Origin of the sequence: Pseudomonas petroselini (assembly GCF_045037875.1) — a bacterium.
Taxonomy (GTDB): Bacteria; Pseudomonadota; Gammaproteobacteria; order Pseudomonadales; family Pseudomonadaceae; genus Aquipseudomonas; species Aquipseudomonas petroselini.
In genome coordinates this window covers 418,260-439,965 of the sequence record NZ_CP173614.1, presented here as the reverse complement: position 1 = coordinate 439,965, position 21,706 = coordinate 418,260, and the positions used below count along the sequence as shown (strand labels likewise).

Here is a 21,706-nt window from a genome sequence, read left to right as displayed (position 1 = left end):
TCTGCGCCAGGCTCAAGTGATCGCCGCCGGTCGGTATTGCAAGGCTTCCTTCAGATGGTCGCGCGTGATGGCATCTACCTGCTCCAGGTCCGCCAGGGTCCGCGCCACCTTGAGCAGCCGATGCGCCGCACGCAGCGACAGAGTCAATCGCTCGCAGGCGGTCTCCAGCCAGCCTTCATCGACCTTTGCCAGCGTGCAGTGACGGCGTAGCCCAGGCAGGTCAAGGAAGGCATTCGCGCAGCCCTGACGCCGCAACTGGCGCTCCCGTGCCTCGGCTACCTCTGCCGAGGCCTTCGCTGTGTTATCGCCGGCCTGCTGGATTGGATTCAGCGCAGTGGTTTCCCGAGCAACGGTCAGGTGCAGGTCGATGCGATCCATCAACGGCCCGGACAGCTTGTTGCGATAGCGCTGAATTTGCTCCGGCGTACAGCGACAGCGCCCACTGGGTTCACCCAGGTAGCCGCAGGGGCAGGGGTTCATGGCCGCCACCAGTTGAAAGCGCGCCGGGAAACTCACTCGGTCACGGGCGCGGGAGATCACGATATGCCCCGACTCCAAGGGTTCACGCAGTACCTCCAGCACTTTGCGATCAAATTCCGGCAGCTCATCCAGGAACAGCACCCCGTGATGGGCCAGGGTGATCTCCCCCGGCTGCGGTTTGGAGCCGCCTCCCACCAGCGCTGGCCCTGAGGCGGAATGGTGTGGCTGGCGAAACGGCCGGTGCGGCCAATGGCTCAGCGGCGCCAGGCTGACGACCGACTGAATCGCAGCCACTTCCAACGCCTCCTGTTCACTCAGGGGTGGCAACAACCCCGGCAGTCGGCTGGCGAGCAACGTCTTTCCCGTGCCCGGCGGCCCACTGAACAGCAGGTTATGCGCGCCCGCCGCTGCGATCAGCAGCGCGCGCTTGGCCGCCAGTTGGCCCTGGACTTCACTCAGGTCTGGATACGGCTTATTCAAGTACAGCAAGCCGTCGGACTTATACGGTTCAATCGGCACATGCCCATTCAAGTGCGCCACCACCTGCAGCAAGTGATCCACCGCGATCACCTTCAACCCTGAAGCCAGGCACGCCTCCTCGGCATTCGCCCGCGGCACTATCAGGGTACGCCCGGCCTTGCGTGCCGCCAATGCGGCCGGCAACACACCTTTCACCGCCCGGACTTCACCGGACAGCGCCAACTCCCCAAGGCACTCCACGTCATCGAGCATCAGCGCCGGCACCTGCACGCTGGCGGCCAGGATCCCCAGGGCAATCGCCAAGTCAAAACGCCCGCCGTCTTTGGGCAAGTCGGCGGGCGCGAGGTTGAGGGTGATGCGGCGGGACGGGTATTGAAGCGCGGAGTTGAGGATCGCGCTGCGCACGCGGTCCTTGCTTTCCTTGACCGCCGTTTCCGGCAAGCCCACCAGCGTCAGCGACGGCAGACCATTGGCCATGTGCACTTCGACGGTGACGGCAGGGGCTTCGACGCCGATCTGGGCGCGGCTGTGGACAATGGCGAGGGACATGCTCGTTCCTTGAAAGGGAGGGCCGCTTGCTGCGGCTTTTCAAAGGTAGTCGAGGGAGTGCAGGTGCAAGGGAGCAGACTTTTACAGGACGTATCAACGTGCAAAGGCGCTGGGGTAGTTGGCCAGGTAGGCATCGTTGGGTCGTGTGTCGGGGGCGCGCATGAACGTGCGCAAATCAGGGGTCAGGAACACCCGCAACGACGTGATGCTCAGCGCGATGCCTAACTGAGCGATCTGGCCGCTCATGGCGAAACTGCTCCCCAACAGTGCAAAGCCCGCCGCGACGCAGAGGTTGCGAGGCACTCGGTTGGCGAGCCAGCCCAGGATCGGCCCGAGCAGAATGGGAATGGACGACAGCATGCTTTTGGTGCGCAGTGCCAGGGAGACCTGATCGTCGTCTGCAAACAGCGGAATGATCGACGGTTGCAACGGGTCGCGTACGCCGGCGACGGCGCTGCTGAGCAGCATCACGGCCCCGACGCTAGCGGATAGAGCAACCATCAACAGCGCGGTCAGCAGGCTGGCCATGGAGGCCGGTTATTCGCCTGCTGGCGTCAACCGCGCTTCAAGCTCCGCTACCTTCGCCTCCAGGCTCTCCAGGCGTGCGCGCGTACGGGCGAGCACCACCATCTGGCTGTCGAATTCTTCCCGGCTGACCAGGTCGAGCTTGCTGAAGCCGCTCTGCAGCAACGCCTTGAACTGGCTTTCGATTTCATTGCGGGGCAGTGGGGTGTCACCGCTGAACAGGCGAGAGGCGTGGCCGCTCAGGGCGTCGAGGAGGTCTTTGGGCGCGAGCATGGGAAATATTCCGGAAAACTGTTGGCCGGCAGTGTATCACGCAGCGTCTATAGTCTTTTTCGTGACCCGGGCGCACGCTTTTCGCGCAGGGGGCTGGGCGGCGGCGCACTGTTTTTGTGCGCATTGTGGTCGCCAGCACCGGCGCTGGGTCGGCATAAGTGGGCAAAGGACTGATTTCAGTGATTTTTACGGAGCTGGCAAGGTTTCTGCTTAGACGATCATGACCCATGCACTGATGCAGTCGCTGTGACGAATGCAGTGCGCCGACGGATCAGGGGTACAGGTTTCGTCACCAGTGGTTCGCTGGCGTCGCAAAGGCAAATGCCGAGGCGACGATGCGTTACAAAGCCAGGCACTGCGCTTAGACTTGAGACGGGTTTGTTTTCCTGGGGCAAGTCCACCAATTCGGGAGAGAGTTTTCATGAAGCTAGTCACTGCCATCATCAAGCCGTTCAAGTTGGACGATGTACGCGAGTCGTTGTCCGAGATCGGCGTGCAGGGCATTACCGTTACTGAGGTCAAAGGCTTCGGTCGGCAGAAGGGTCACACCGAGCTGTACCGCGGCGCGGAATATGTGGTCGATTTCCTGCCGAAGGTGAAGATTGATGTCGCCATTGACGACAAGGATCTTGACCGGGTTATCGAGGCGATAACCAAGGCCGCCAACACCGGCAAGATTGGTGACGGCAAGATCTTCGTGGTCAATCTGGAACAGGCTATTCGCATCCGTACCGGCGAAACCGATACCGACGCAATCTAAGCCGCCAAACCCCAACGCCCCAGGAGAAAACAATATGACTCTGCGTAAATTCGCAGGGCTCGGAGCCCTGTTGTCCATCGTAATGCCAAGCCTGGCCATGGCGGCAGACGAAGTGGCTGCTCCAGTCCTCAATTCCGGCGACACCGCCTGGATGCTGACCGCCACCGCCTTGGTACTGTTCATGACTATCCCGGGCCTGGCGCTGTTCTACGGCGGCATGGTTCGTTCCAAAAATATTCTGTCGGTGATGATGCAGTGCTTCGCCATCACTGGCCTGATCAGCATCCTGTGGGTCGTCTACGGTTACAGCATCGCGTTCGATACGACCGGGATGGAGCAGGGCGTCGTCAACTTCAATTCCTTCTTCGGCGGCATGGGCAAGGCGTTCCTGGCGGGCGTTACCCCGGCCAGCATCACCGGGCCTGCGGCGCTGTTCCCGGAAGCCGTGTTCATCACCTTCCAGATGACCTTCGCCATCATTACCCCGGCGCTGATCGTCGGTGCTTTCGCCGAACGCATGAAGTTCTCGGCGATGCTGATCTTCATGGCTATCTGGTTCACCCTGGTCTATGCGCCGATCGCGCACATGGTCTGGAGCGGTAACGGTGGCCTGATGTGGGACTGGGGCGTGCTGGACTTCGCCGGCGGCACCGTGGTTCACATCAACGCCGGTGTGGCTGGCCTGGTGGCGTGCCTCGTGCTCGGCAAGCGCAAAGGCTTCCCGACCACGCCAATGGCCCCGCACAACCTTGGTTACACCCTGATCGGTGCCGCCATGCTGTGGATCGGCTGGTTCGGCTTCAACGCCGGTTCTGCCGCTGCCGCTAACGGCACCGCCGGCATGGCGATGCTGGTCACCCAGATCGCTACCGCTGCGGCGGCGTTGGGTTGGATGTTCGCCGAATGGATCACCCACGGTAAGCCAAGCGCACTGGGCATCGCCTCGGGTGTGGTGGCGGGTCTGGTTGCCATCACTCCGGCTGCTGGCACCGTGGGCCCGATGGGCGCGCTGATCATCGGCCTGGCGGCGGGTGTCGTGTGCTTCTTCTGCGCAACGACGCTGAAACGTAAACTGGGCTACGACGATTCCCTGGACGCCTTTGGTGTACACGGTATCGGCGGTATCCTCGGTGCGATCCTGACCGGTGTTTTTGCTGCACCATCGATGGGTGGCTTCAACGCTGCGACCACTGATATCGCGGCCCAGGTCTGGATTCAGTGCAAAGGCGTCGGCTTCACCGTGATCTACACGGCCATCGTGACCTACATCATCCTCAAGGTGCTGGACATGGTCATGGGCCTGCGGGTCACCGAAGAAGAAGAGGCTGTCGGCCTCGACCTGGCACAACACAACGAGCGCGGCTACAACTTGTAAGTACGCGAAAAAAAGATGCCCGGCTCGCCGGGCATTTTTTTGCCTGGCGTTTGTCAGTCATAACAAGCTGTACCGGTTTTCGCCTCAAGTTTGTGATGGGGCGCACACGGCACTTTTCTGCGTGCGAATGTCTTACAGCCATGTAGGCGTATTCGGCACTTTGTTTTTTCCCAGAGCGCGCTAGAATGCGCGCCGATGGGCGGAGAACTGTATGTGGCAACAGACCCTGATTACTCTGCGGGCCAAGCCCCGGGGCTTTCACCTGGTGACCGATGAGTTGCTGGCCGGCTTGCCTGAATTAAAGGCCTGTCGCGTGGGCTTGTTGCATCTGTGGCTGCAGCACACCTCGGCTTCGTTGACCGTCAACGAGAATGCCGATCCGGCGGTTCGCCGTGACTTCGAACGTTTTTTCAACTCGCTGGTGCCGCAAGGCCTTGCAGGGTTCGAACACAACGACGAAGGTCCGGATGATCTGCCGGCGCACTTCAAGGCCAGTCTCCTGGGCTGCCAGCTGAGTTTGCCGGTGAAGGCCGGCCGCTTGGCGATGGGGACCTGGCAAGGTGTTTATCTGGGCGAGCACCGTGATCATGGCGGTGCTCGTAAAGTCCTCGCCACCTTGCACGGTGATGGGGCATAAGCCACTGGTTATCCGGTGGATGTTGATTTTTTTCCCGCCGCCGTCGACAGAGGGTGAAGCTGGGCTATAACTAATCTGCTTTTCGCAAGTCATGAGGTAGAACATGAGCGACGATGATCTGGAAAACGACGAACTCGAAGTAGGTGACGAAGACGACACCGAAGAAGGTCTTGAAGCGGCGGCGGAAGACGTTGCTGACGACGACGGTGGCGATGATGCACCTGTTCCGGCTGCCAAAGGCAAAGCCAAGGCAGCGGTGTCGGTAGATGAATTGCCGAGCGTTGAAGCCAAGAACAAAGAGCGTGATGCCCTGGCCCGTGCGATGGAAGAATTCCTCGCTAAAGGCGGCAAAGTGCAGGAAGTCGAGGCTAACGTGGTGGCAGACCCACCGAAGAAGCCGGATAACAAGTACGGCAGCCGACCTATCTGAGGTCAGTCACCTGCTTGTAAGAAAAAGCCCGCCGTCGCTGCGGGTTTTTTCATGCCTGGAGGTCACTGGCGATAAAAAATGTGGGAGGGGGCTTGCCCCCGATAGCGGTGTATCAGCCAACGAATATATTGGCTGACCCACTGTAATCGGGGGCAAGCCCCCTCCCACATTTTGACCTGCGGTATTACTTCCAGCTGCGCAGCAGTTCCGGCAGTTCCGTCAGGCTACGAATTTCTGCATCCGGGCGCTTTTGCGCCTCCCAGGCTTTACCCGTCGGGTTAAACCACACCGCCCGCAGCCCGGCCTGTTGCGCCCCGGCAATGTCATCGCCTGGATGATCGCCCACATGCACCGCCGCCCCGGCCTCCACGCCACCGCGCTGCAACGCCTCCTGAAACAAGCGGGCATCCGGCTTGGCGATGCCGATATCTTCGGCGCGCAGGGCAAAGTGAAAGTAATCCGCCAGACCCACGCGCTGCACATCAGCATTGCCGTTGGTGATCACCCCGAGCAAAAAGTGCTGGCGCAGGGCTTGCAACATCGGCTCGGCTTCCGGGAACACCGTGAGCTGGTGTCGCGCGTGAATGAACGCCTCAAAGCACACATCCGCCATTTGCGTGGCTTCAGGCTGTGGATAACCGGCTTCTTCAAACGCATGCATCAACACCCGGTGGCGCAGGATGCTGATGCGGTGTTTGAGTTCTGGATGACGTTGCAGCACCTGCTGGCGCAGGCTGGCGAAATGCTCCAGGGGCAGGTCGCCGACCTTGGACGCGTTTGCCGCCAGCCATTCGCGCATCGACGCCTCGGCGCTGATGATGACAGGTACGTTGTCCCAGAGCGTGTCGTCCAGGTCGAAGGTGATCAGCTTGATACTCATGAGTCGCCGCCCTTGATGCGTTTGGCCCGTGGATGGGCGCTGTCATACACCGTTGCCAGGTGTTGGAAGTCCAGGTGGGTGTAGATCTGTGTGGTCTTGATGTCGGAGTGGCCGAGCAGCTCTTGAACCGCGCGCAGGTCCTGGGACGATTCCAGCATATGGCTGGCAAAAGAGTGTCGCAGCATGTGTGGGTGCAGGTTCTGCCCCAACTCGCGCTCGCCGGCTGCCTTGACCCGCACCTGAATCGCGCGTGGCCCCAGGCGGCGGCCTTGTTGGCTGACAAACACCGCGTCATCCGCCGGGTTGGTCAGCAGGCGCAGCGGCAGCCACAGCTGCAAGGCTTCCCGCGCTTTGCGGCCCACCGGCAGGACGCGGGTCTTGCTGCCCTTGCCGAGCACCTGCACCAGGCCGTCGGCGAGGTCCAATTGATCCAGGTTCAAGCCGGTCAGCTCTGACAAACGCAAACCCGAGGAATAGAACAGCTCCAGGATCGCCTGGTCGCGATGAGCGAGGAAGTCGTCCTCGACGGCGCCATCCAGCAATTGCAGGGCGCGGTCAGTGTCCAGGGTCTTGGGCAGGCGTCGCTCACCCTTGGGCGGCGACAGGCCGTTGGCCGGGTCGTGGTCGCAGAGGCCTTCACGGTTAAGGTAGTGATAGAGCCCGCGCACCGCCGAGAGCAGGCGCGACAGGCTGCGCGAGGACTGGCCGGCCTGGTGCAGGCGCGCGATCAGGCTGCGCAGGCTCTGGATATCCAGGGCCTTCCAGCTGCTGATCTGTTGTTTCTCGCAGTACGCCAGGACCTTGTTCAAGTCCCGTCGGTAGGCTTCCAGGGTATGGGGCGACACCTGGCGCTCGTTGCGCAGGTGAGCGCAGTAAGCGTCCAGTTGCCGTTCCATCGCTAGCGCACCGCGCGCAGGGCGGTGGTGAAGCGCGGCAGGACGCGGCCCAGCACTTCGGCGATGTAGGTCAGGAACAGCGTGCCGACTGAGCTTTTATAGTGCTGAGGATCACGGCTGGCGATGGCCAACACGCCGTGCAGGCCCTGATGGCTGAGGGCGACCACGGCGGTGGAGCCGATCTGCTTGCGCTGTTCAGCGCCAAACAGGAAGTCCAGCTCATGCTCACGCAAGGTGCCGCTGATGGTCTTGCCTTCGGACAGCAGCCCGCCGATGGCGGTTTGTGCATCGCTGCCGCTGACCCAGCGACCCACCGGCATCGGGTTGTCGCTGAACAGGATCAGGCTCACGAATGGCACCTGGAAGTCCTGACGCAGGCTGTCTTCCACGGCGATCACCGTTTCTTCCAGGCTGGTGGCGTCCATCAGGGTCAGAATCAGGCGACGGGTTTTCTCGAACAGGCGGTCGTTGTCGCGGGCGACGTCCATCAAGTGCGAGAGCTTGTGGCGCATTTCGATATTGCGCTCACGCAGGATCTTCATCTGCCGCTCCACCAGCGACACGGTATCGCCGCGTTGATGGGGGATGCGCAGTGCCGGCAGCAACTCTTCGTGCTCGACGAAGAAGTCCGGATTAGCCTCAAGATACGCCGCGACGGTAGCGGCCTCCAGGCTGTCGCTCGGGATTGCTTGTGCGGGTACTTGAGGCTTATCGGTCATTGGCTTGACTCACTCATAGACGGACCTGTCCTTCGTATACGCGCGAGGCCGGCCCGGTCATCATCACCGGGTGGCCAGGGCCTGCCCACTCGATGGACAAGCGTCCACCGGGCAGGTCGATCAGCAACGGCGAATCCATCCACCCCTGGCTGATCGCGGCCACGGCAGCGGCGCAAGCACCGGTACCGCAGGCCTGGGTTTCGCCGGCGCCGCGTTCCCACACACGCAATTGCGCGCGGGTACGGTCGATCACCTGCAGGAAGCCCACGTTGACCCGTGCCGGAAAGCGCGGGTGGTGTTCGATCTTCGGCCCCCATTCATGCACGGGCGCGTTGTTGATGTCGTTGACGCGCAGCACCGCGTGGGGATTGCCCATGGACACGGCGGCGATGTCGACGGTCTTGCCGTCGACGTCCAGCGCATAGCTGACAGCCTGCTCGGTGGCCTCGAACGGAATGTCCGCCGGCACCAGGCGTGGCGCGCCCATGTTGACGCTGATCTGGCCGTCGCTGCGGATATCCAGCTCGATCACGCCGCTCTTGGTCTCGACGCGGATCTGCCGTTTGGCGGTCAGGCGCTTGTCCAGCACAAAGCGCGCGAAGCAGCGCGCGCCGTTGCCGCACTGCTCCACTTCGGAACCGTCGGAGTTGAAGATCCGGTAACGGAAATCCACCTCCGGGTTGCTTGGCGCTTCGACGATCAGCAATTGATCGAAACCGATGCCGGTGTGACGGTCGCCCCACTGTTTAGCGTGTTTGGGCAGGATATGCGCGTGCTGGCTGACTAGGTCGAGGACCATGAAATCATTGCCCAGCCCGTGCATCTTGGTAAAACGCAGCAGCATGGCTTACTCCGGCAGCAGGCTTTCGCCAGCATACAACTCGGCTACCGTCTCGCGGCGACGCACTTCGAACGCTTGATCACCGTCCACCAGCACCTCGGCGGTACGCCCGCGGGTGTTGTAGTTGGAACTCATGACAAACCCGTAGGCACCGGCCGAATGCACGGCCAGCAGATCGCCTTCTTCCAGGGCCAGCTGACGATCCTTGGCCAGGAAGTCGCCGGTCTCGCAGATCGGACCGACGATGTCATAGGCGCGGACTTCGCTGTTGCGAGGCGTCACGGCGGTGACATTCATCCAGGCCTGGTACAGCGCCGGGCGGATCAGGTCGTTCATCGCCGCATCGACGATGGCGAAATCCTTGTGTTCGGTGTGCTTGAGGTACTCGACCTGGGTCAGCAGCACGCCCGCGTTGGCGACGATATAACGGCCCGGCTCGAACATCAGCGTCAGGTCGCGGCCTTCGATGCGCTCGCGCACGGCTTGGATATAGTCGGCAATCAGCGGCGGCTCTTCATCACGGTAACGCACGCCCACACCGCCACCCAGGTCGATGTGGTGCAGGTAGATGCCGCATTCGCCCAGGCGGTCGATCAGCGCCAACAGGCGGTCGAGCGCATCCAGGAACGGAGGCAGGCTGGTCAGTTGCGAGCCGATATGGCAGTCGACGCCCAACACTTCCAGGTTCGGCAGTTGCGCGGCGCGGATGTACACGTCTTCGGCGTCGGCAATGGCGATGCCGAACTTGTTCTCTTTGAGACCGGTGGAAATGTACGGGTGGGTACCGGCGTCGACATCCGGGTTGACGCGCAGGGAGATCGGCGCACGAACGCCCATCTCGGCGGCCACCACTTGCAGGCGCTCCAGCTCGTCGGTGGATTCGATGTTGAAGCAGTGCACGCCGACTTCCAGGGCGCGACGCATGTCTTCGCGGGTCTTGCCGACACCGGAGAAGACGATCTTGTCAGCCTTGCCGTCGGCAGCCAGTACACGTTCCAGCTCTCCACGGGAGACGATGTCGAAACCAGCGCCCAGGCGCGCCAGGACATTCAGTACGCCCAGGTTGGAGTTGGCCTTGACCGCATAGCACACCAGGTGCGGCACGCCATCGAGCGCGTCGGTGAAGGAGCGGTACTGGGCTTCGATATGCGCACGCGAGTACACATAGGTCGGGGTACCAAAGCGCTCGGCAATCGCGGACAACGCCACGCCTTCCGCGAACAGCTCGCCGTCCCGGTAGTTAAAAGCGTCCATGGAGTACCCTTATTCGTAGGTGTCGTGCTTATGCGCTTTGGAAGGTTTTTGCGACGATTGCGCCTGTTCATTCGGGTCTTTGCTGTCATCGGGCAGGTACAGCGGGCCTTTTTGACCACAGGCACTAACGAGGCAAGCGACCGCGACGAGCGCAGCAAGGGAAGAGATCAGGCGCTTCATGGCGAAATCCTTGAATATGCATTAATTGCGCCCGAGTATACCGACCACCCGCCAGCTTGCCTATGCGCCGGAATACCCGTCCGGCGGGGCTTTGCCGAGACAGTCGGGAAGCGGACTACGCTGGTTGAGGATATTTCACGCCGTCAATCGCGTTGAAATCGGTATCCTTTGCAATCGGCGGGGCTCGCCCGTATCGTGCGGCGCTTGAGCAAAACCAGACACTTTTGAGGTTGCCACAATGAGTTTGACCGAAGCCCGTTTTCACGACCTGGTGGATTCGACCCAGCAGGCGCTGGAAGATATTTTCGACGACAGCGGCCTGGACGTGGACCTGGAAAACTCGGCCGGCGTGCTGACCGTCAAGTTCGAGAGCGGCCAGCAGTTGATCTTCAGCCGCCAGGAGCCGTTGCGTCAGCTGTGGCTGGCTGCGCGTTCCGGCGGCGTTCACTTCGACTACGACGAAGAAAGCGGCAAATGGCAGTGCGACAAGAGTGAAGAGCTGCTGAGTGAAATGCTCGCGCGCCTGGTCAGCGAGTACACCGGCGCCGACCTGGATTTCGACGAGATCTGACCGTGACCCAGCCTGCACCTGTCCGCCCGCCCAAGCCGCTGTTCAGCAATGTCAGCCCGGCGGTGCCGTCACCTTGTATCAGTTTGTGTCGCCTGGACGAGCAGAAAGTCTGCCTCGGCTGCTTCCGCCACGTGGAAGATATCCGTGAATGGCGCTCTGCCGATGATGCCCGGCGCCGGGTGATCTGTGCCGAGGCCGAGCAGCGCCGGGCCCACGCCTGAGGCCGTCTTGTTTATTTGTGACGCTGTGGTAGTGTCCGGGTACGCCTCAACTCATCGAGGCCCGTGAGAACCCCGCCTTTTCCTGGCGGGGTTTTGCTTTTTTGTGCAGAAAAAAGGAGTCTGCCTCAATCATGACCGCACCTTCCATCATTCTTACCCGTCTCGACGTGCAGCGTCTTGAGCAACTGATCGACCGTGTAGGCGAGGACTCGCCGGGTGTCGAAGCCCTTCAGCACGAACTCGACCGCGCCGAAGAAGTGGTTGGCCACGATGAAGTGCCTGCAACGGTCGTGACCATGAATTCCAGTGTGCATTGCCGCGAGCAAGGCAGTGGCAAGGACTACCACCTGACGTTGGTTTACCCCAAGGACGCCAACGCCGACGAAGGCAAGATCTCGATCCTGGCCCCGGTGGGCAGTGCGTTGCTCGGCCTAAAGGTCGGCCAGCATATCGATTGGCCTGCACCGGGCGGCAAGACCCTCAAGCTCGAACTGCTGAGTGTCGAAGGCCAGCCAAAAGACGGCGGTGCCTTCTCGCTTTAGGTGCCTCTCGCTTTAAAAGGCAGCGTGCTAAATCTGGCTCAGCGCCTCGTTGAGCGACAGCTCCAGCTCGGCCTTGTAACGCAGGTACAGGTTGCTCGGGCTTTGCACATCGCCGAGCAGGCCGGACAGGTCCAGGTCAGTGATGTAGCAGCGGTAACGCTCGGTCTCCCGGCGTTGCCCGACGATTTCCTGGGCGACCACTGCAAACAGCTGGTCGCCAAATTCCAGCTCGGAAAACTCCCGCTGATTGCAGTACAGGGTAATACCCACCTGACCCGGCGCCGCTTTGCCGATAATCGCCTGCACGTCATAAAACGGTTTGTTTGCCGGGTTCAGCGGCGCCGGTCGAGGCTCGATGCCGCGCGCGCGACCGCTGCCCGCAGGTAATAGTTGGTAATACAAGATGTGCGCCGCGCCCAGCGGCTCTTGCGGGTCCAGCGGCGACAACGCGTCGCGGCGATAAATGATCGACTGCAAAAAACGCTGCAAAGGCGCCAACAGGCTCTGTTCATCATGGAACGGCAAGCGCTGCTGCCAGAGCGCGTTGAATTCATCCAACACATACAGCTCGGCGAAGCCTTCGTTGACCCGGTAGAACACCTGCACGCTATCGGCCTGGCCCATGGGCAACAGCAGCGCCAGGTCGTGGTCTTCCAGGGCCATGGCGTCCAGGTGCAGCGGGCTGTAGCTGGCCAGTTCTTCGCTGAGGTAGGCGATCAGCGCATCCTGGGTCGGCAACGACACGTGGGTGGCTTGGCCCGGCATCAGTTCCATCACGTGATAGTGCTGCTGCACCTGGAGCAGATAGCGGTGGTTGCCCTGGCCCAGCAGCAGGTTCTGCGCGGTGTCGAAGATCTCTCCCACCCGCTGCGCAATGAATTGCGCACGGTTGTGGCAGAAGCAGCGCACTCGCAGGCGTGGCAGGTGGTCCGGCGGTAACTGGTTGAGGTAATCGCGCAGGCAGTCGAGCAAGGCGTGGGGGCCGTCATAGCGGCTGACCATCACCTCGTTCCAGCTATTGAGCGTGACCTGGTCCAGGGTCAGCACCAAGTTATCGCGCACACCGGCATAGCTCAGGGAATCGGTGCGCTCGGTGGTCATCAGGATATTCAGGTCACGGTGATGCTTGAGTGGGTCGACGCCGACGTTGATCAGCAGCAACACTTCTTCGGGGACTGCCGAGCGCAGCAAGCGGTCTTCATCCACGCTGGCCAGGGGCAAGGCGACGGTTTGTTGCAGGCTGCCCAGCAGGTTGAACAGCTCGAATTCAGTCATGTCGCTGGTGCCGGGGTGCAAGGCCAGGCGCGTGCTGCTGTCGATCACGCCGTTGCGATGGCACCAGGTGAGCATTTCCAGCAGATCGCGGCTGCGTTTGATCGGCGCGAAATGCTCCCATTCCAGGGCTGTCAGGTTACCGTTGTACAGGCCCCAGTGGTGCTGGCCCGGCTCCTTGCGGTTGGGCGATTGCACCAGGGTCAGCGTGTCTTCGGCCAGGTCCGGGGCGATGCCGGGGTTGATGAACTCGACTTTGCCGGCCTTGCGCTCGAACGCGGCGTACAGGCGCCGCCCCAGCACATTGAGGTCGCGTTTGTTGATCAGGCTGACAGTCTGTTCGGTGCGGGCGAACTGGGTCAGGAAGCGATAGCTGTAATTGAGCTCGCTGACCAGCGCCCGACGCTCCGAGGCTACCTGGCGCACTTTCCATTGGCTGCGGCTGTCGAGCAGCGTCAATTGGCGCTGGTCCCAGCCCCATTCGTGGGCCAGACGCTCCAGCAGCAGCCGTTGCCAACTGGTGGTGCGCTGGCCGGCGCTGAGCTTGCGGTTGACCTTCAGGTACAGCGCGCGTCGCACCAGCTCCAGGCGCTCGGGTTCATGGCGGGCCTTGAGGTATTCCTCGATACGGCGGTACACCACGATGTACGGGTCTAGCTCATCCAGGTCCATCTGGTTGGCGAATACCGCACGCTTGAAGCGCAGGCTCAGGCAGTGCACGTTCGGGTGTTCGCTGGCGTAGACCTCGGTCAGCAGCAGCTTGAGCACGGATTTGTAGGGCGACTCGATGCCCTTGAACAATTGCCACAGCCCGGCGCCGATGAATTCGCCCGGGGGAATGCGTGCCAGATGGCCGAGGTCCAGGGTTTCATCGGCACGGATAAAACGCTTGGAAATCAGCGTGTGGGTGAACTCGGCATAGTGGGTCTCTTCGTACACCGGCACCAGCCACCAGATCGGCGTACGCCCGGCGAGCCAGATGGCGGTGCGGTAGAACTCGTCCAGCAGCAGGTAATGCTGGGTGGTGCCGCAGTCATCGGAGCTCAGTTGCGTGTCGCGCTCGCCGAGTACAAAGCGTGTCGGCTCGATCAGGAAGAAGTGCGCCTCGGCGCCCATGGTCAGGGCCCAGGCTTCCAGCAACTGGCATTTTTTGCGCAGTTCGGCCAGTTCACTCTCACTCAGGTCGGCGGCGTGGCAGACCCACACATCCATGTCGCTCTGGTCGGCTTGGGCCAGGGTGCCAAGGCTGCCCATCAGGAACAGGCCGTGGATCGGTCGCGGCGGGTTGCCGTGGCGTGGCTTGTAGGAGAACGAGCGGGTCAGGCGCTGGGCTTCCGCCAGGGCTTGGATGTCGGGTTCGAAATTCGACAGGCCTGCCGGCGTGCTGCCCGACACATAACCGGGCAGCAGCGGGTGGTTGACGTGGAAGAACAACGGCAACAGGGTCAGCACGCTTTGCTGGCGGGGTGTCAGCCCCTCGACGGCCCGGGCCATACGCCCTTCGTTGAGGGCCATGAAACGCGCGCGCAATTGAGCCAGCACCTTGCGGTCGATGCCTTCGTCCAGGTCGGGGCGGATTTCATGGGTGCGGGTCATGTCGAACTCGGTGGCTCGCAGGGCCCGACGTGGGCGGCCGTGTAGGAGTTTACAGCCAGTAGCGTAGGAGGTTTAGAGGGAAATAGATTTTGACGTCAGAATTTTCGCACTTCCACAGCAACGCCCCCGGAATCCGCAAGAGGCGGACTCCATGGGCGGTATAGGTATCAGGCGGCTTCTTTGGTAGTGGCAGTGGTCAAGATAGTCAGCAGGGTCTGGGCCTGCTCTGCGGCGTCCCGGCCAAGGCTGGTCAGGTAGCCCCCGTCCGGTTGGTCGATAAGTCCTTTCGCGTGGAGGCGTTTGGCAGCGGCGATGGCAGTAGGCGCGGCGGTCTGGTGGACTTTCAGACCTTCTTTGGTGCTGTCCAATGGGAAGAGTACAAGGATTTCCAGTTCGGCAACCAACTCAGGGGTATACGACATAAGGACTCCAGACTTTCTAAGAATTTATTAGAGGCTAGCAGGCCATAAGGTGAACGCACTTTGCCGAACTGTCCAGTAGGAGCAATTATTGCTTTTCAGGCGGCAATTCCGGCAAGGCGCGCAGTGCAGTTTCATACCATTCGGTATTGAAGGCACGGTCTTCTTCCAGCAATGCGTCGATCTCGACAGCCAGCACGTGAGCCATCAGTTGCAGGATCTCTTCACGCTCGTAGCCCACCAGGGTCAGCTTGTTGAACGTGGCCTTGGCCGCTGGTGGGTTTTCGCTTTCGATCTGGTTCTCGATCGCTTCGATCAGGGTGGTTTCGGCGAATTCTTCTTCGTCGTTGTCGATATCGGTCGGCTCGCTCATGGCAGGCTCCTCAAGGAAAGGGCGCCAGTCTACCCCCATTCAGGCGGGTGATGCTGCTGGCACGGCCAGGCGGGGGGCGCTATAACGCTTGCAGCCAACCCCGCACACGGCCTGGAGGCTTTGCGATGCTCAAGCTTTACGGATTTTCGGTCAGCAACTACTACAACATGGTCAAGCTGGCGCTGCTGGAGAAAGGGTTGCCGTTCGAAGAGGTGCCCTTTTATGCCGGGAAAACCCCAGAGGCCTTGGCTGTCAGCCCGCGCGGCAAGGTGCCGGTGCTGGGCGTGAAGCAGGGGTTTATCAACGAGACCAGCGTGATCCTCGAATACATCGAGCACACCCAGGAGGGCCGTGCGCTGCTTCCGGCCGAGCCGTTTCAGCGTGCTCAGGTGCTGGCGTTATGTCGCGAGATTGAGCTGTATATCGAACTGCCTGCCCGTGCATGTTTCGCCGAGGCGTTTTTTGGAATGCCGGTGGCGGAGGCGATCAAGGAGAAGTCCAAGGCCGAGTTGTTGTTGGGTTTTGGTTCGTTGGGTCGGCACGGCAAGTTCGCGCCGTATGTGGCGGGGGAGAGCTTCACGATTGCGGATTTGTATTTCATGTACAGCGTGAACCTCGCCTGTGCGGTGGGCGAGAAGCTGTTTGGACTGGATATGCTGGATGGAATGCCGGCGGCCAAGGCGTTGCTGGAAAGGTTGCATGCCATGCCCAACGCCCAGAAAGTGGCGGCAGACAGGGAGGCGGCGATGCCGGCGTTTATGGCGATGATCGCGGCCAAAAAGTGATCAAGTGTGGGAGGGGGCAAGCCCCCTCCCACATTTTTCAGCGGCTAGCCAGTAAGGCCTGGCCGCGCACGACGGCTGCCTTCACCTGTGCCGGCGCAGTCCCGCCCACATGATTACGGGCATTTACCGAGCCTTCCAGGGTCAGCACGGCAAACACGTCCTGCTCGATCTGGTCGCTGAACTGACGCAGTTCTTCCAGGCTCATTTCCGCCAAGTCCTTGCCGGTGTCCACGCCGTACTTCACCGCGTGACCAACGATTTCGTGGCAGTCGCGGAACGGCAGGCCACGGCGTACCAGGTAGTCCGCCAGGTCGGTCGCGGTGGAGAACCCGCGCAGCGCCGCTTCACGCATGATCGCGTGCTTGGGCTTGATCGCCGGGATCATGTCGGCAAACGCGCGCAGCGAGTCGCGCAGGGTGTCGGCGGCGTCGAACAACGGCTCCTTGTCTTCCTGGTTGTCTTTGTTGTAGGCCAGTGGTTGGCCTTTCATCAGGGTCAGCAGGCCCATCAAGGCGCCGAATACGCGGCCACTCTTGCCACGCACCAGCTCGGGCACGTCGGGGTTTTTCTTTTGCGGCATGATCGAGCTGCCGGTGCAGAAGCGGTCCGGCAGGTCGATGAACTGGAATTGCGCGCTGGTCCACAGCACCAGCTCTTCGGAGAAGCGCGACAGGTGCATCATCGCGATGCTGGCGGCGGCGCAGAATTCGATGGCGAAGTCACGGTCCGACACACCATCCAGCGAGTTACCGCCGACGGCGTCGAAGCCCAGCAATTGCGCGGTGTACTCGCGGTCGATCGGGTACGTGGTGCCGGCCAGCGCGGCGCTGCCCAATGGCATGCGGTTGGCGCGCTTGCGGCAGTCCACCAGGCGTTCATAGTCGCGACTGAGCATTTCGAACCAGGCCAGCAAGTGGTGGCCGAAGGTCACGGGTTGAGCGGTCTGCAGGTGAGTGAAGCCGGGCATGATGGTGTCCGACTCACGCTCGGCCTGTTCCAGCAGGCCTTTCTGCAGGCGGGTGATTTCGCCCAGGATCAGGTCGATTTCATCACGCAGCCACAGACGGATATCGGTGGCGACCTGGTCGTTACGGCTACGGCCGGTGTGCAGTTTTTTGCCGGTCACACCGATGCGGTCGGTGAGGCGGGCTTCGATGTTCATGTGCACGTCTTCCAGGTCGACGCGCCAGTCAAACGTGCCGGCTTCGATCTCGCCACGGATGGTGTTGAGGCCGTCGATGATGCTGTCGCGCTCGGCGTCGGTCAGCACGCCGACCTTGGCCAGCATCGTCGCGTGGGCGATGGAGCCCATGATGTCATGGCGGTACAGGCGCTGGTCGAAGGTGACGGAGGCGGTGAAGCGGGCGACGAAGGCGTCGACGGGTTCACTGAAGCGGCCGCCCCAGGACTGGTTGGTCTTGTCGGTGCTCATGAGTTCGCTCGTGATCTGCTTATAAGGAGACTGGGAAGTATGCCGGCGATAATAACAGGGTTGTCCGCAGAGGCGGTGCTGCGGGTGGTCGGCATTTTTATTTGCGCAATGGATGGCTAAGTGCCTTGCCGCCGACCGCGTCGAGGACGAGACTGGTGCAGAGGCTTATTGAAACGATATTTGACGATTGAGCAATGTCGTCGCAGCGAGCGTCTACAGTTGGACTGATAGTGTGTGAATGCACCAAAGTCCGGTGATGCGGTCAGAACCCGGACTATCCATTTGAAAGGGGGGATTCGGATTGTGTATCAGCAAACCCTACGACAATGCCCGAAGGCAGCAGGTCTTGGGCGCTATTGAACAGGTCCGGGTAAATATGGGTGCCACTCTCAGGGCACTTTTTGCCGCTCGCGCTAGTCTTAGCGTGGATCGCTGTGACGCAAGTCACCGCACCTGTCTACGCTATCCTTGTGCGAGACTCACGCAGGAATCCAGCGCAATATGAATGTCCTGATCGTTGATGACGAACCCCAAGCCCGCGAGCGACTGAGCCGTTTGGTCAGTGAACTCGAGGGTTATGCAGTACTAGAGCCGAGCGCCACCACGGGCGAAGAGGCGTTGACGCTGATCGACAGCCTCAAGCCGGATGTGGTGTTGCTCGATATCCGTATGCCAGGCCTTGATGGCCTGCAAGTTGCCGCCCGATTGAGCGAGCGAGAGTCACCACCCGCCGTGGTGTTCTGCGCAGCCGGTGAAGAGTTCTCTGCGGAGATGCTTGAAGCCAGTGGTGTCAGCTTCCTCACCAAACCGGTGGCGGGCGAAACCTTGCTCAAAGCCCTTAAAAAGGCCGAGCGACCAACCCGCGTCCAGCTTGCTGCCCTGACTCAGCCTGCCGCCCAAAGTGGTAACGGGCCGCGCAGCCATATCAGCGCACGCACACGCAAAGGTATCGAGCTGATCCCTTTGGGCGAGGTGGTTTATTTTATTGCGGATCACAAGTACGTGACCTTGCGCCACCAAGGCGGTGAAGTCTTGCTCGATGAACCGCTCAAGGCCCTTGAGGATGAATTCGGCGACCGCTTCGTGCGTATCCACCGCAATGCGCTGGTGGCCCGCGAGCGAATCGAGCGCCTGCAACGTACGCCTCTGGGGCATTTTCAGTTGTTCCTCAAAGGGCTTAACGGCGATGCGTTGATCGTCAGCCGACGCCATGTCGCCGGCGTGCGCAAAATGATGCAGCAGCTTTAGCCCGAGGCGTGGCGAGGTCTGCATTCGTTATCCCGGTGCGACGTGGCCAGGGAGGCCGCGCACTTGCTGATACAAATCAAGGCATATCTGCCTGAGCTGTTATTATCTGCCGTATCTATTCAGTACGGATTGATCCATGTCCTCTCGCGAAATCCGCATCGCCACCCGTAAAAGCGCCCTGGCCTTGTGGCAGGCCGAATACGTCAAAGCACGCCTGGAGCAGGCTCACCCCGGCCTCAAGGTGTCCCTGGTGCCCATGGTCAGTCGCGGTGACAAACTGCTCGACTCGCCACTGTCGAAAATCGGCGGCAAGGGCCTGTTTGTCAAAGAGCTGGAAACCGCGCTGCTGGAAAACGAAGCGGACATTGCCGTGCACTCGATGAAAGACGTGCCCATGGACTTCCCCGAAGGCTTGGGCCTGTTTTGCATCTGCGAGCGTGAAGACCCGCGTGATGCGTTCGTTTCCAATACTTACGCGTCCCTGGATGCGCTGCCTTTGGGCAGCATCGTCGGTACGTCGAGCCTGCGCCGCCAGGCACAGTTGCTGACCCGCCGCCCGGACCTGCAGATCCGCTTCCTGCGCGGCAACGTCAACACCCGCCTGGCGAAGCTGGATGCGGGTGAATATGACGCGATCATCCTCGCAGCGGCTGGGCTGATCCGTCTGGGTTTCGAAGACCGTATCACTTCGGCCATCAGCGTCGAGGACAGCCTGCCTGCCGGTGGGCAGGGCGCCGTCGGCATTGAATGCCGTACCGCCGACACTGAGATCCACGCCCTGCTCAAGCCCCTGGATCACCACGACACTGAAGTGCGCGTCACGGCTGAGCGTGCCCTGAACAAGCACCTCAACGGTGGCTGCCAAGTGCCGATCGCCTGCTACGCCGTGCTCGAAGGTGAAAACCTGTGGTTGCGTGGCTTGGTCGGAGACCCGGAAGGCGGCAACCTGCTGACCGCCGAGGTCCGTGGTCCGCAGTGTGACGCTACGGCGTTGGGTATCCAGGTGGCGCAAGCGCTGCTGGAGAAGGGCGCTGGTGCGATTCTGCAGAAAGTCTACGGCGAGGCCGGCCCGCAGTGACCGAATGGCGTGTGCTGCTGACGCGGCCTGCCGAGGAATCGATGGCCCTGGCGGCCTCGTTGTCCGAAGCCGGTATTTTCAGCAGCAGCTTGCCGTTGCTGGACATCGAGCCGCTCCCCGTCACACCTGAACAACAAGCCGTCTTCCGTGACCTGGGTCGCTACTGTGCAGTAATCGTTGTCAGCAAGCCGGCCGCGCGCCTTGCCGTGCAGCAGTTGGGTCAAGCCTGGCCGCATCTGCGATGGTTCAGTGTCGGTGCCGCCACCGCGCAGGTACTGGCCGAACATGGCCTTAACGTTCAGTATCCCCCTACAGGCGATGACAGCGAGGCCCTGCTTCAATTGCCTGCTTTGCGCGAGGCTATCGCACCCCCACACGCCCGAGTCTTGATTTTGCGGGGTGAGGGTGGTCGGGAGCTGCTGGCGGAGCGTTTGCGCGAGCAAGGTGCTAGTGTCGACTATCTGGAGTTGTATCGCCGTTTACTTCCGGCCTACGACGCCGGTGTACTGATGCAACGCATCCAGTTGGAACGCTTGAACGGGCTGGTGGTCAGCAGTGGACAGGGTTTTTTACACCTGCAAGCCCTGGCTGGCCCCGATTGGCCACAGGTGGCGCAGCTGCCGTTGTTCGTGCCTAGCCCGCGGGTCCAGGAGATGGCGCGGGCCGCCGGCGCAGAAAAAGTTGTGGATTGTCGCGGTGCGAGTGCCGCGGCTTTGTTAGTGGCGATACGGAGCTATACCGTTCCCACTCTCTGAAACGCAAAGGACGGATACGTGAGCGAAACAGCCTTGCCTAAAGATGAAACCCAACCCGCACTTGATGCGCCGGTTGCGTCACCGGTCACCGCGCCGCGCCGTGGTAATGGCCTGGCAATCGTCGCCCTGTTGCTCGGCGCCGCGGGTGTTGCCGCCGGTGGTTGGGGGATCTGGCAGGTCCGCGCCCTGCAGGCCAGCAGCCAGCAGCAGTTGGGCCAGGTGCAGACCCTCGATGACCAATCCCAGTCCCTCAAGCAAAGCCAGCAACAACTGGCTGCGCGGCTGGCGCAGTTGCCGGGTGCGGATGAGCTGGAAGAGCGCCGTCGCCTGGTCGCCCAGTTGCAGGGTGATCAGCAGCGTCTGAGCCAGCGCCTGGAGACGGTGCTCGGGTCCAGCCGCAAAGACTGGCGCTTGGCCGAGGCCGAGCACTTGATTCGTCTGGCGAGTCTGCGCCTGTCTGCCCTGCAGGACATCAACAGTGCCCAGGCGCTGGTCCAGGGGGCCGACGAGATTCTTCGCGAGCAAAGCGATCCGGGTTCCTACGCCGCCCGTGAGCAATTGGCCAAGAGCCTTGCCGCGCTGCGCAGCACCGAGCAGCCGGACCGCACCGGGCTGTACCTGCAATTGGCGGCCTTGCGTGACCAAGTCGTGCAACTGGCGGCCATTGCCCCCGAGTATCAACTGACCGATCCTGCTTCCGAGGGGCGACCGACTACCGATACGCAAAGCCGTTGGAGCCAATGGTGGGAGCAGATTTCCCGTTACTTCCGTATCGACTTCAACCCCGACGATAACATTCGCCCACTGCTGGCCGGCCAAGGCCTGAACCAAGTGCGCCTGGCCCTGAGCCTGGCCCTGGAGCAAGCCCAATGGGCGGCGCTCAATGGCGAGTCGGCCGTCTACAGCCGCTCGCTGGGCGAGGCGCGCAGTGTGTTGCAGGACAACTTCAATCAGGACAACCCGCAGAGCAAGGCGATGCTGGCGCGTATCGCCGAACTTGAGCCGAAGGCGGTATCGGTGGTGACGCCGGACCTGGCCGCGAGCCTGGCTGCCGTGCAGGCTTACCTTGAGCGTCGTCATCTGTCTGCCGACGAAGCCAAGGCGGCGGCGACGTCGGCGAAGCAGGAGTAGAGCC

The 21,706-nt window shown here is 61.6% G+C and carries 25 protein-coding genes; 12 read left to right on the top strand and 13 right to left on the bottom strand.

Annotated elements, in window-relative coordinates; genetic code table 11:
- Window positions 1–12: 12 nt before the first annotated feature.
- From ACI512_RS02180 to ACI512_RS02170, 3 genes are all read right to left on the bottom strand, one after another.
- Window positions 13–1,509, bottom strand: a complete 1,497-nt coding sequence (locus ACI512_RS02180) for a YifB family Mg chelatase-like AAA ATPase (protein ID WP_236379979.1) — start codon at window positions 1,507–1,509, stop codon at window positions 13–15.
- A 93-nt stretch (window positions 1,510–1,602) separates the two neighbouring features.
- Window positions 1,603–2,037, bottom strand: coding sequence for a hypothetical protein (locus ACI512_RS02175; RefSeq protein WP_236379981.1), 435 nt, complete (start codon window positions 2,035–2,037; stop codon window positions 1,603–1,605).
- Window positions 2,038–2,046: 9 nt separating this feature from the next.
- Window positions 2,047–2,307, bottom strand: coding sequence for an accessory factor UbiK family protein (locus ACI512_RS02170; protein WP_010207460.1), 261 nt, complete (start codon window positions 2,305–2,307; stop codon window positions 2,047–2,049).
- Window positions 2,308–2,728: 421 nt separating this feature from the next.
- Between ACI512_RS02170 and glnK the strand changes: the two genes are divergently transcribed.
- The 4 genes from glnK (at window position 2,729) to sutA (ending at window position 5,509) form a co-directional block, all read left to right on the top strand.
- Window positions 2,729–3,067: a P-II family nitrogen regulator gene (gene glnK, locus ACI512_RS02165; protein ID WP_002555808.1), complete on the top strand. Its 339-nt coding sequence runs from the start codon at window positions 2,729–2,731 to the stop codon at window positions 3,065–3,067.
- 34 nt (window positions 3,068–3,101) lie between these two features.
- Complete coding sequence (locus ACI512_RS02160; protein WP_015886506.1) at window positions 3,102–4,442, top strand: ammonium transporter; 1,341 nt, start codon at window positions 3,102–3,104, stop codon at window positions 4,440–4,442.
- A gap of 211 nt (window positions 4,443–4,653) precedes the next feature.
- Window positions 4,654–5,079, top strand: coding sequence for a secondary thiamine-phosphate synthase enzyme YjbQ (locus ACI512_RS02155; RefSeq protein WP_046034875.1), 426 nt, complete (start codon window positions 4,654–4,656; stop codon window positions 5,077–5,079).
- Between the two features lie 103 nt (window positions 5,080–5,182).
- A complete protein-coding gene (sutA, locus tag ACI512_RS02150; RefSeq protein ID WP_015886504.1) occupies window positions 5,183–5,509 on the top strand; it encodes a transcriptional regulator SutA in 327 nt (108 codons plus the stop codon).
- A 184-nt stretch (window positions 5,510–5,693) separates the two neighbouring features.
- Here sutA and ACI512_RS02145 read toward each other — a convergent pair whose 3' ends face one another.
- Genes ACI512_RS02145 through ACI512_RS02120 form a run of 6 tightly spaced genes read right to left on the bottom strand, consistent with a single transcriptional unit; the run spans window position 5,694 to window position 10,279 of the window.
- Window positions 5,694–6,389, bottom strand: coding sequence for an HAD family hydrolase (locus ACI512_RS02145; RefSeq protein WP_046034876.1), 696 nt, complete (start codon window positions 6,387–6,389; stop codon window positions 5,694–5,696).
- On the bottom strand, window positions 6,386–7,285 hold the full coding sequence (gene xerC, locus ACI512_RS02140) for a tyrosine recombinase XerC (protein ID WP_010207453.1): 900 nt from the start codon (window positions 7,283–7,285) through the stop codon (window positions 6,386–6,388). The genes ACI512_RS02145 and xerC overlap by 4 nt, the downstream gene beginning before the upstream one ends.
- A gap of 2 nt (window positions 7,286–7,287) precedes the next feature.
- On the bottom strand, window positions 7,288–8,004 hold the full coding sequence (locus ACI512_RS02135; RefSeq protein WP_015886502.1) for a DUF484 family protein: 717 nt from the start codon (window positions 8,002–8,004) through the stop codon (window positions 7,288–7,290).
- Between the two features lie 13 nt (window positions 8,005–8,017).
- Window positions 8,018–8,848 (bottom strand): diaminopimelate epimerase, encoded by an 831-nt coding sequence (dapF, locus tag ACI512_RS02130; RefSeq protein WP_015886501.1) that lies wholly within the window; start codon window positions 8,846–8,848, stop codon window positions 8,018–8,020.
- A 3-nt stretch (window positions 8,849–8,851) separates the two neighbouring features.
- Window positions 8,852–10,099 carry a diaminopimelate decarboxylase gene (gene lysA / locus ACI512_RS02125; protein ID WP_236379986.1) on the bottom strand — a complete coding sequence of 416 codons (1,248 nt, stop codon included), beginning with the start codon at window positions 10,097–10,099 and terminating at the stop codon, window positions 8,852–8,854.
- A 9-nt stretch (window positions 10,100–10,108) separates the two neighbouring features.
- The gene (locus tag ACI512_RS02120; RefSeq protein ID WP_010207449.1) at window positions 10,109–10,279 is read right to left on the bottom strand and encodes a lipoprotein; all 171 of its coding nucleotides are present in this window, start codon (window positions 10,277–10,279) and stop codon (window positions 10,109–10,111) included.
- A gap of 238 nt (window positions 10,280–10,517) precedes the next feature.
- On the opposite strand from ACI512_RS02120, the gene cyaY reads away from it, so the two are divergent.
- From cyaY to rnk, 3 genes are all read left to right on the top strand, one after another.
- Window positions 10,518–10,850, top strand: coding sequence for an iron donor protein CyaY (gene cyaY, locus ACI512_RS02115; RefSeq protein ID WP_015886499.1), 333 nt, complete (start codon window positions 10,518–10,520; stop codon window positions 10,848–10,850).
- A gap of 2 nt (window positions 10,851–10,852) precedes the next feature.
- Complete coding sequence (locus tag ACI512_RS02110) at window positions 10,853–11,071, top strand: DUF1289 domain-containing protein (protein WP_015886498.1); 219 nt, start codon at window positions 10,853–10,855, stop codon at window positions 11,069–11,071.
- Window positions 11,072–11,202: 131 nt separating this feature from the next.
- Window positions 11,203–11,613, top strand: coding sequence for a nucleoside diphosphate kinase regulator (gene rnk / locus ACI512_RS02105; protein ID WP_015886497.1), 411 nt, complete (start codon window positions 11,203–11,205; stop codon window positions 11,611–11,613).
- A 27-nt stretch (window positions 11,614–11,640) separates the two neighbouring features.
- Here rnk and ACI512_RS02100 read toward each other — a convergent pair whose 3' ends face one another.
- The 3 genes from ACI512_RS02100 to ACI512_RS02090 all read right to left on the bottom strand — a co-directional run bounded on the left by ACI512_RS02100 (window position 11,641) and on the right by ACI512_RS02090 (window position 15,273).
- A complete protein-coding gene (locus ACI512_RS02100; RefSeq protein ID WP_236379988.1) occupies window positions 11,641–14,481 on the bottom strand; it encodes a class I adenylate cyclase in 2,841 nt (946 codons plus the stop codon).
- A gap of 167 nt (window positions 14,482–14,648) precedes the next feature.
- Window positions 14,649–14,903: a TIGR02647 family protein gene (locus ACI512_RS02095; protein ID WP_010207442.1), complete on the bottom strand. Its 255-nt coding sequence runs from the start codon at window positions 14,901–14,903 to the stop codon at window positions 14,649–14,651.
- 85 nt (window positions 14,904–14,988) lie between these two features.
- Window positions 14,989–15,273, bottom strand: a complete 285-nt coding sequence (locus ACI512_RS02090; protein ID WP_010207441.1) for a hypothetical protein — start codon at window positions 15,271–15,273, stop codon at window positions 14,989–14,991.
- A 125-nt stretch (window positions 15,274–15,398) separates the two neighbouring features.
- On the opposite strand from ACI512_RS02090, the gene ACI512_RS02085 reads away from it, so the two are divergent.
- On the top strand, window positions 15,399–16,058 hold the full coding sequence (locus ACI512_RS02085; protein ID WP_236379990.1) for a glutathione S-transferase family protein: 660 nt from the start codon (window positions 15,399–15,401) through the stop codon (window positions 16,056–16,058).
- Window positions 16,059–16,095: 37 nt separating this feature from the next.
- On the opposite strand, the gene argH is transcribed toward ACI512_RS02085, so the two are convergent.
- Entirely contained in the window at window positions 16,096–17,490 is a 1,395-nt protein-coding gene (gene argH / locus ACI512_RS02080) for an argininosuccinate lyase (RefSeq protein WP_064053270.1), read from the bottom strand.
- Window positions 17,491–17,991: 501 nt separating this feature from the next.
- Here argH and ACI512_RS02075 point away from each other — a divergent pair.
- From ACI512_RS02075 to ACI512_RS02060, 4 genes are all read left to right on the top strand, one after another.
- The gene (locus ACI512_RS02075) at window positions 17,992–18,738 is read left to right on the top strand and encodes a LytTR family DNA-binding domain-containing protein (protein WP_236379992.1); all 747 of its coding nucleotides are present in this window, start codon (window positions 17,992–17,994) and stop codon (window positions 18,736–18,738) included.
- Between the two features lie 136 nt (window positions 18,739–18,874).
- On the top strand, window positions 18,875–19,816 hold the full coding sequence (gene hemC, locus ACI512_RS02070) for a hydroxymethylbilane synthase (protein ID WP_236379994.1): 942 nt from the start codon (window positions 18,875–18,877) through the stop codon (window positions 19,814–19,816).
- On the top strand, window positions 19,813–20,571 hold the full coding sequence (locus ACI512_RS02065) for a uroporphyrinogen-III synthase (protein WP_015886491.1): 759 nt from the start codon (window positions 19,813–19,815) through the stop codon (window positions 20,569–20,571). The genes hemC and ACI512_RS02065 overlap by 4 nt, the downstream gene beginning before the upstream one ends.
- Before the next feature lie 18 nt (window positions 20,572–20,589).
- A complete protein-coding gene (locus tag ACI512_RS02060; protein WP_015886490.1) occupies window positions 20,590–21,702 on the top strand; it encodes a uroporphyrinogen-III C-methyltransferase in 1,113 nt (370 codons plus the stop codon).
- Window positions 21,703–21,706: the final 4 nt, after the last annotated feature.

Excerpts from the sequence above, each read along its gene's own strand:
- sutA (WP_015886504.1), top strand. The coding sequence starts at position 5,183 with ATGAGCGACGATGATCTGGAAAACGACGAACTCGAAGTAGGTGACGAA.
- ACI512_RS02145 (WP_046034876.1), bottom strand. The coding sequence starts at position 6,389 with ATGAGTATCAAGCTGATCACCTTCGACCTGGACGACACGCTCTGGGAC.
- hemC (WP_236379994.1), top strand. The coding sequence starts at position 18,875 with ATGTCCTCTCGCGAAATCCGCATCGCCACCCGTAAAAGCGCCCTGGCC.
- ACI512_RS02120 (WP_010207449.1), bottom strand. The coding sequence starts at position 10,279 with ATGAAGCGCCTGATCTCTTCCCTTGCTGCGCTCGTCGCGGTCGCTTGC.
- ACI512_RS02135 (WP_015886502.1), bottom strand. The coding sequence starts at position 8,004 with ATGACCGATAAGCCTCAAGTACCCGCACAAGCAATCCCGAGCGACAGC.
- ACI512_RS02100 (WP_236379988.1), bottom strand. The coding sequence starts at position 14,481 with ATGACCCGCACCCATGAAATCCGCCCCGACCTGGACGAAGGCATCGAC.
- ACI512_RS02085 (WP_236379990.1), top strand. The coding sequence starts at position 15,399 with ATGCTCAAGCTTTACGGATTTTCGGTCAGCAACTACTACAACATGGTC.
- ACI512_RS02155 (WP_046034875.1), top strand. The coding sequence starts at position 4,654 with ATGTGGCAACAGACCCTGATTACTCTGCGGGCCAAGCCCCGGGGCTTT.
- ACI512_RS02160 (WP_015886506.1), top strand. The coding sequence starts at position 3,102 with ATGACTCTGCGTAAATTCGCAGGGCTCGGAGCCCTGTTGTCCATCGTA.
- ACI512_RS02075 (WP_236379992.1), top strand. The coding sequence starts at position 17,992 with ATGAATGTCCTGATCGTTGATGACGAACCCCAAGCCCGCGAGCGACTG.
- lysA (WP_236379986.1), bottom strand. The coding sequence starts at position 10,099 with ATGGACGCTTTTAACTACCGGGACGGCGAGCTGTTCGCGGAAGGCGTG.
- glnK (WP_002555808.1), top strand. The coding sequence starts at position 2,729 with ATGAAGCTAGTCACTGCCATCATCAAGCCGTTCAAGTTGGACGATGTA.
- xerC (WP_010207453.1), bottom strand. The coding sequence starts at position 7,285 with ATGGAACGGCAACTGGACGCTTACTGCGCTCACCTGCGCAACGAGCGC.
- rnk (WP_015886497.1), top strand. The coding sequence starts at position 11,203 with ATGACCGCACCTTCCATCATTCTTACCCGTCTCGACGTGCAGCGTCTT.
- dapF (WP_015886501.1), bottom strand. The coding sequence starts at position 8,848 with ATGCTGCTGCGTTTTACCAAGATGCACGGGCTGGGCAATGATTTCATG.
- argH (WP_064053270.1), bottom strand. The coding sequence starts at position 17,490 with ATGAGCACCGACAAGACCAACCAGTCCTGGGGCGGCCGCTTCAGTGAA.
- ACI512_RS02170 (WP_010207460.1), bottom strand. The coding sequence starts at position 2,307 with ATGCTCGCGCCCAAAGACCTCCTCGACGCCCTGAGCGGCCACGCCTCT.
- ACI512_RS02095 (WP_010207442.1), bottom strand. The coding sequence starts at position 14,903 with ATGTCGTATACCCCTGAGTTGGTTGCCGAACTGGAAATCCTTGTACTC.
- ACI512_RS02180 (WP_236379979.1), bottom strand. The coding sequence starts at position 1,509 with ATGTCCCTCGCCATTGTCCACAGCCGCGCCCAGATCGGCGTCGAAGCC.
- ACI512_RS02090 (WP_010207441.1), bottom strand. The coding sequence starts at position 15,273 with ATGAGCGAGCCGACCGATATCGACAACGACGAAGAAGAATTCGCCGAA.
- ACI512_RS02175 (WP_236379981.1), bottom strand. The coding sequence starts at position 2,037 with ATGGCCAGCCTGCTGACCGCGCTGTTGATGGTTGCTCTATCCGCTAGC.
- cyaY (WP_015886499.1), top strand. The coding sequence starts at position 10,518 with ATGAGTTTGACCGAAGCCCGTTTTCACGACCTGGTGGATTCGACCCAG.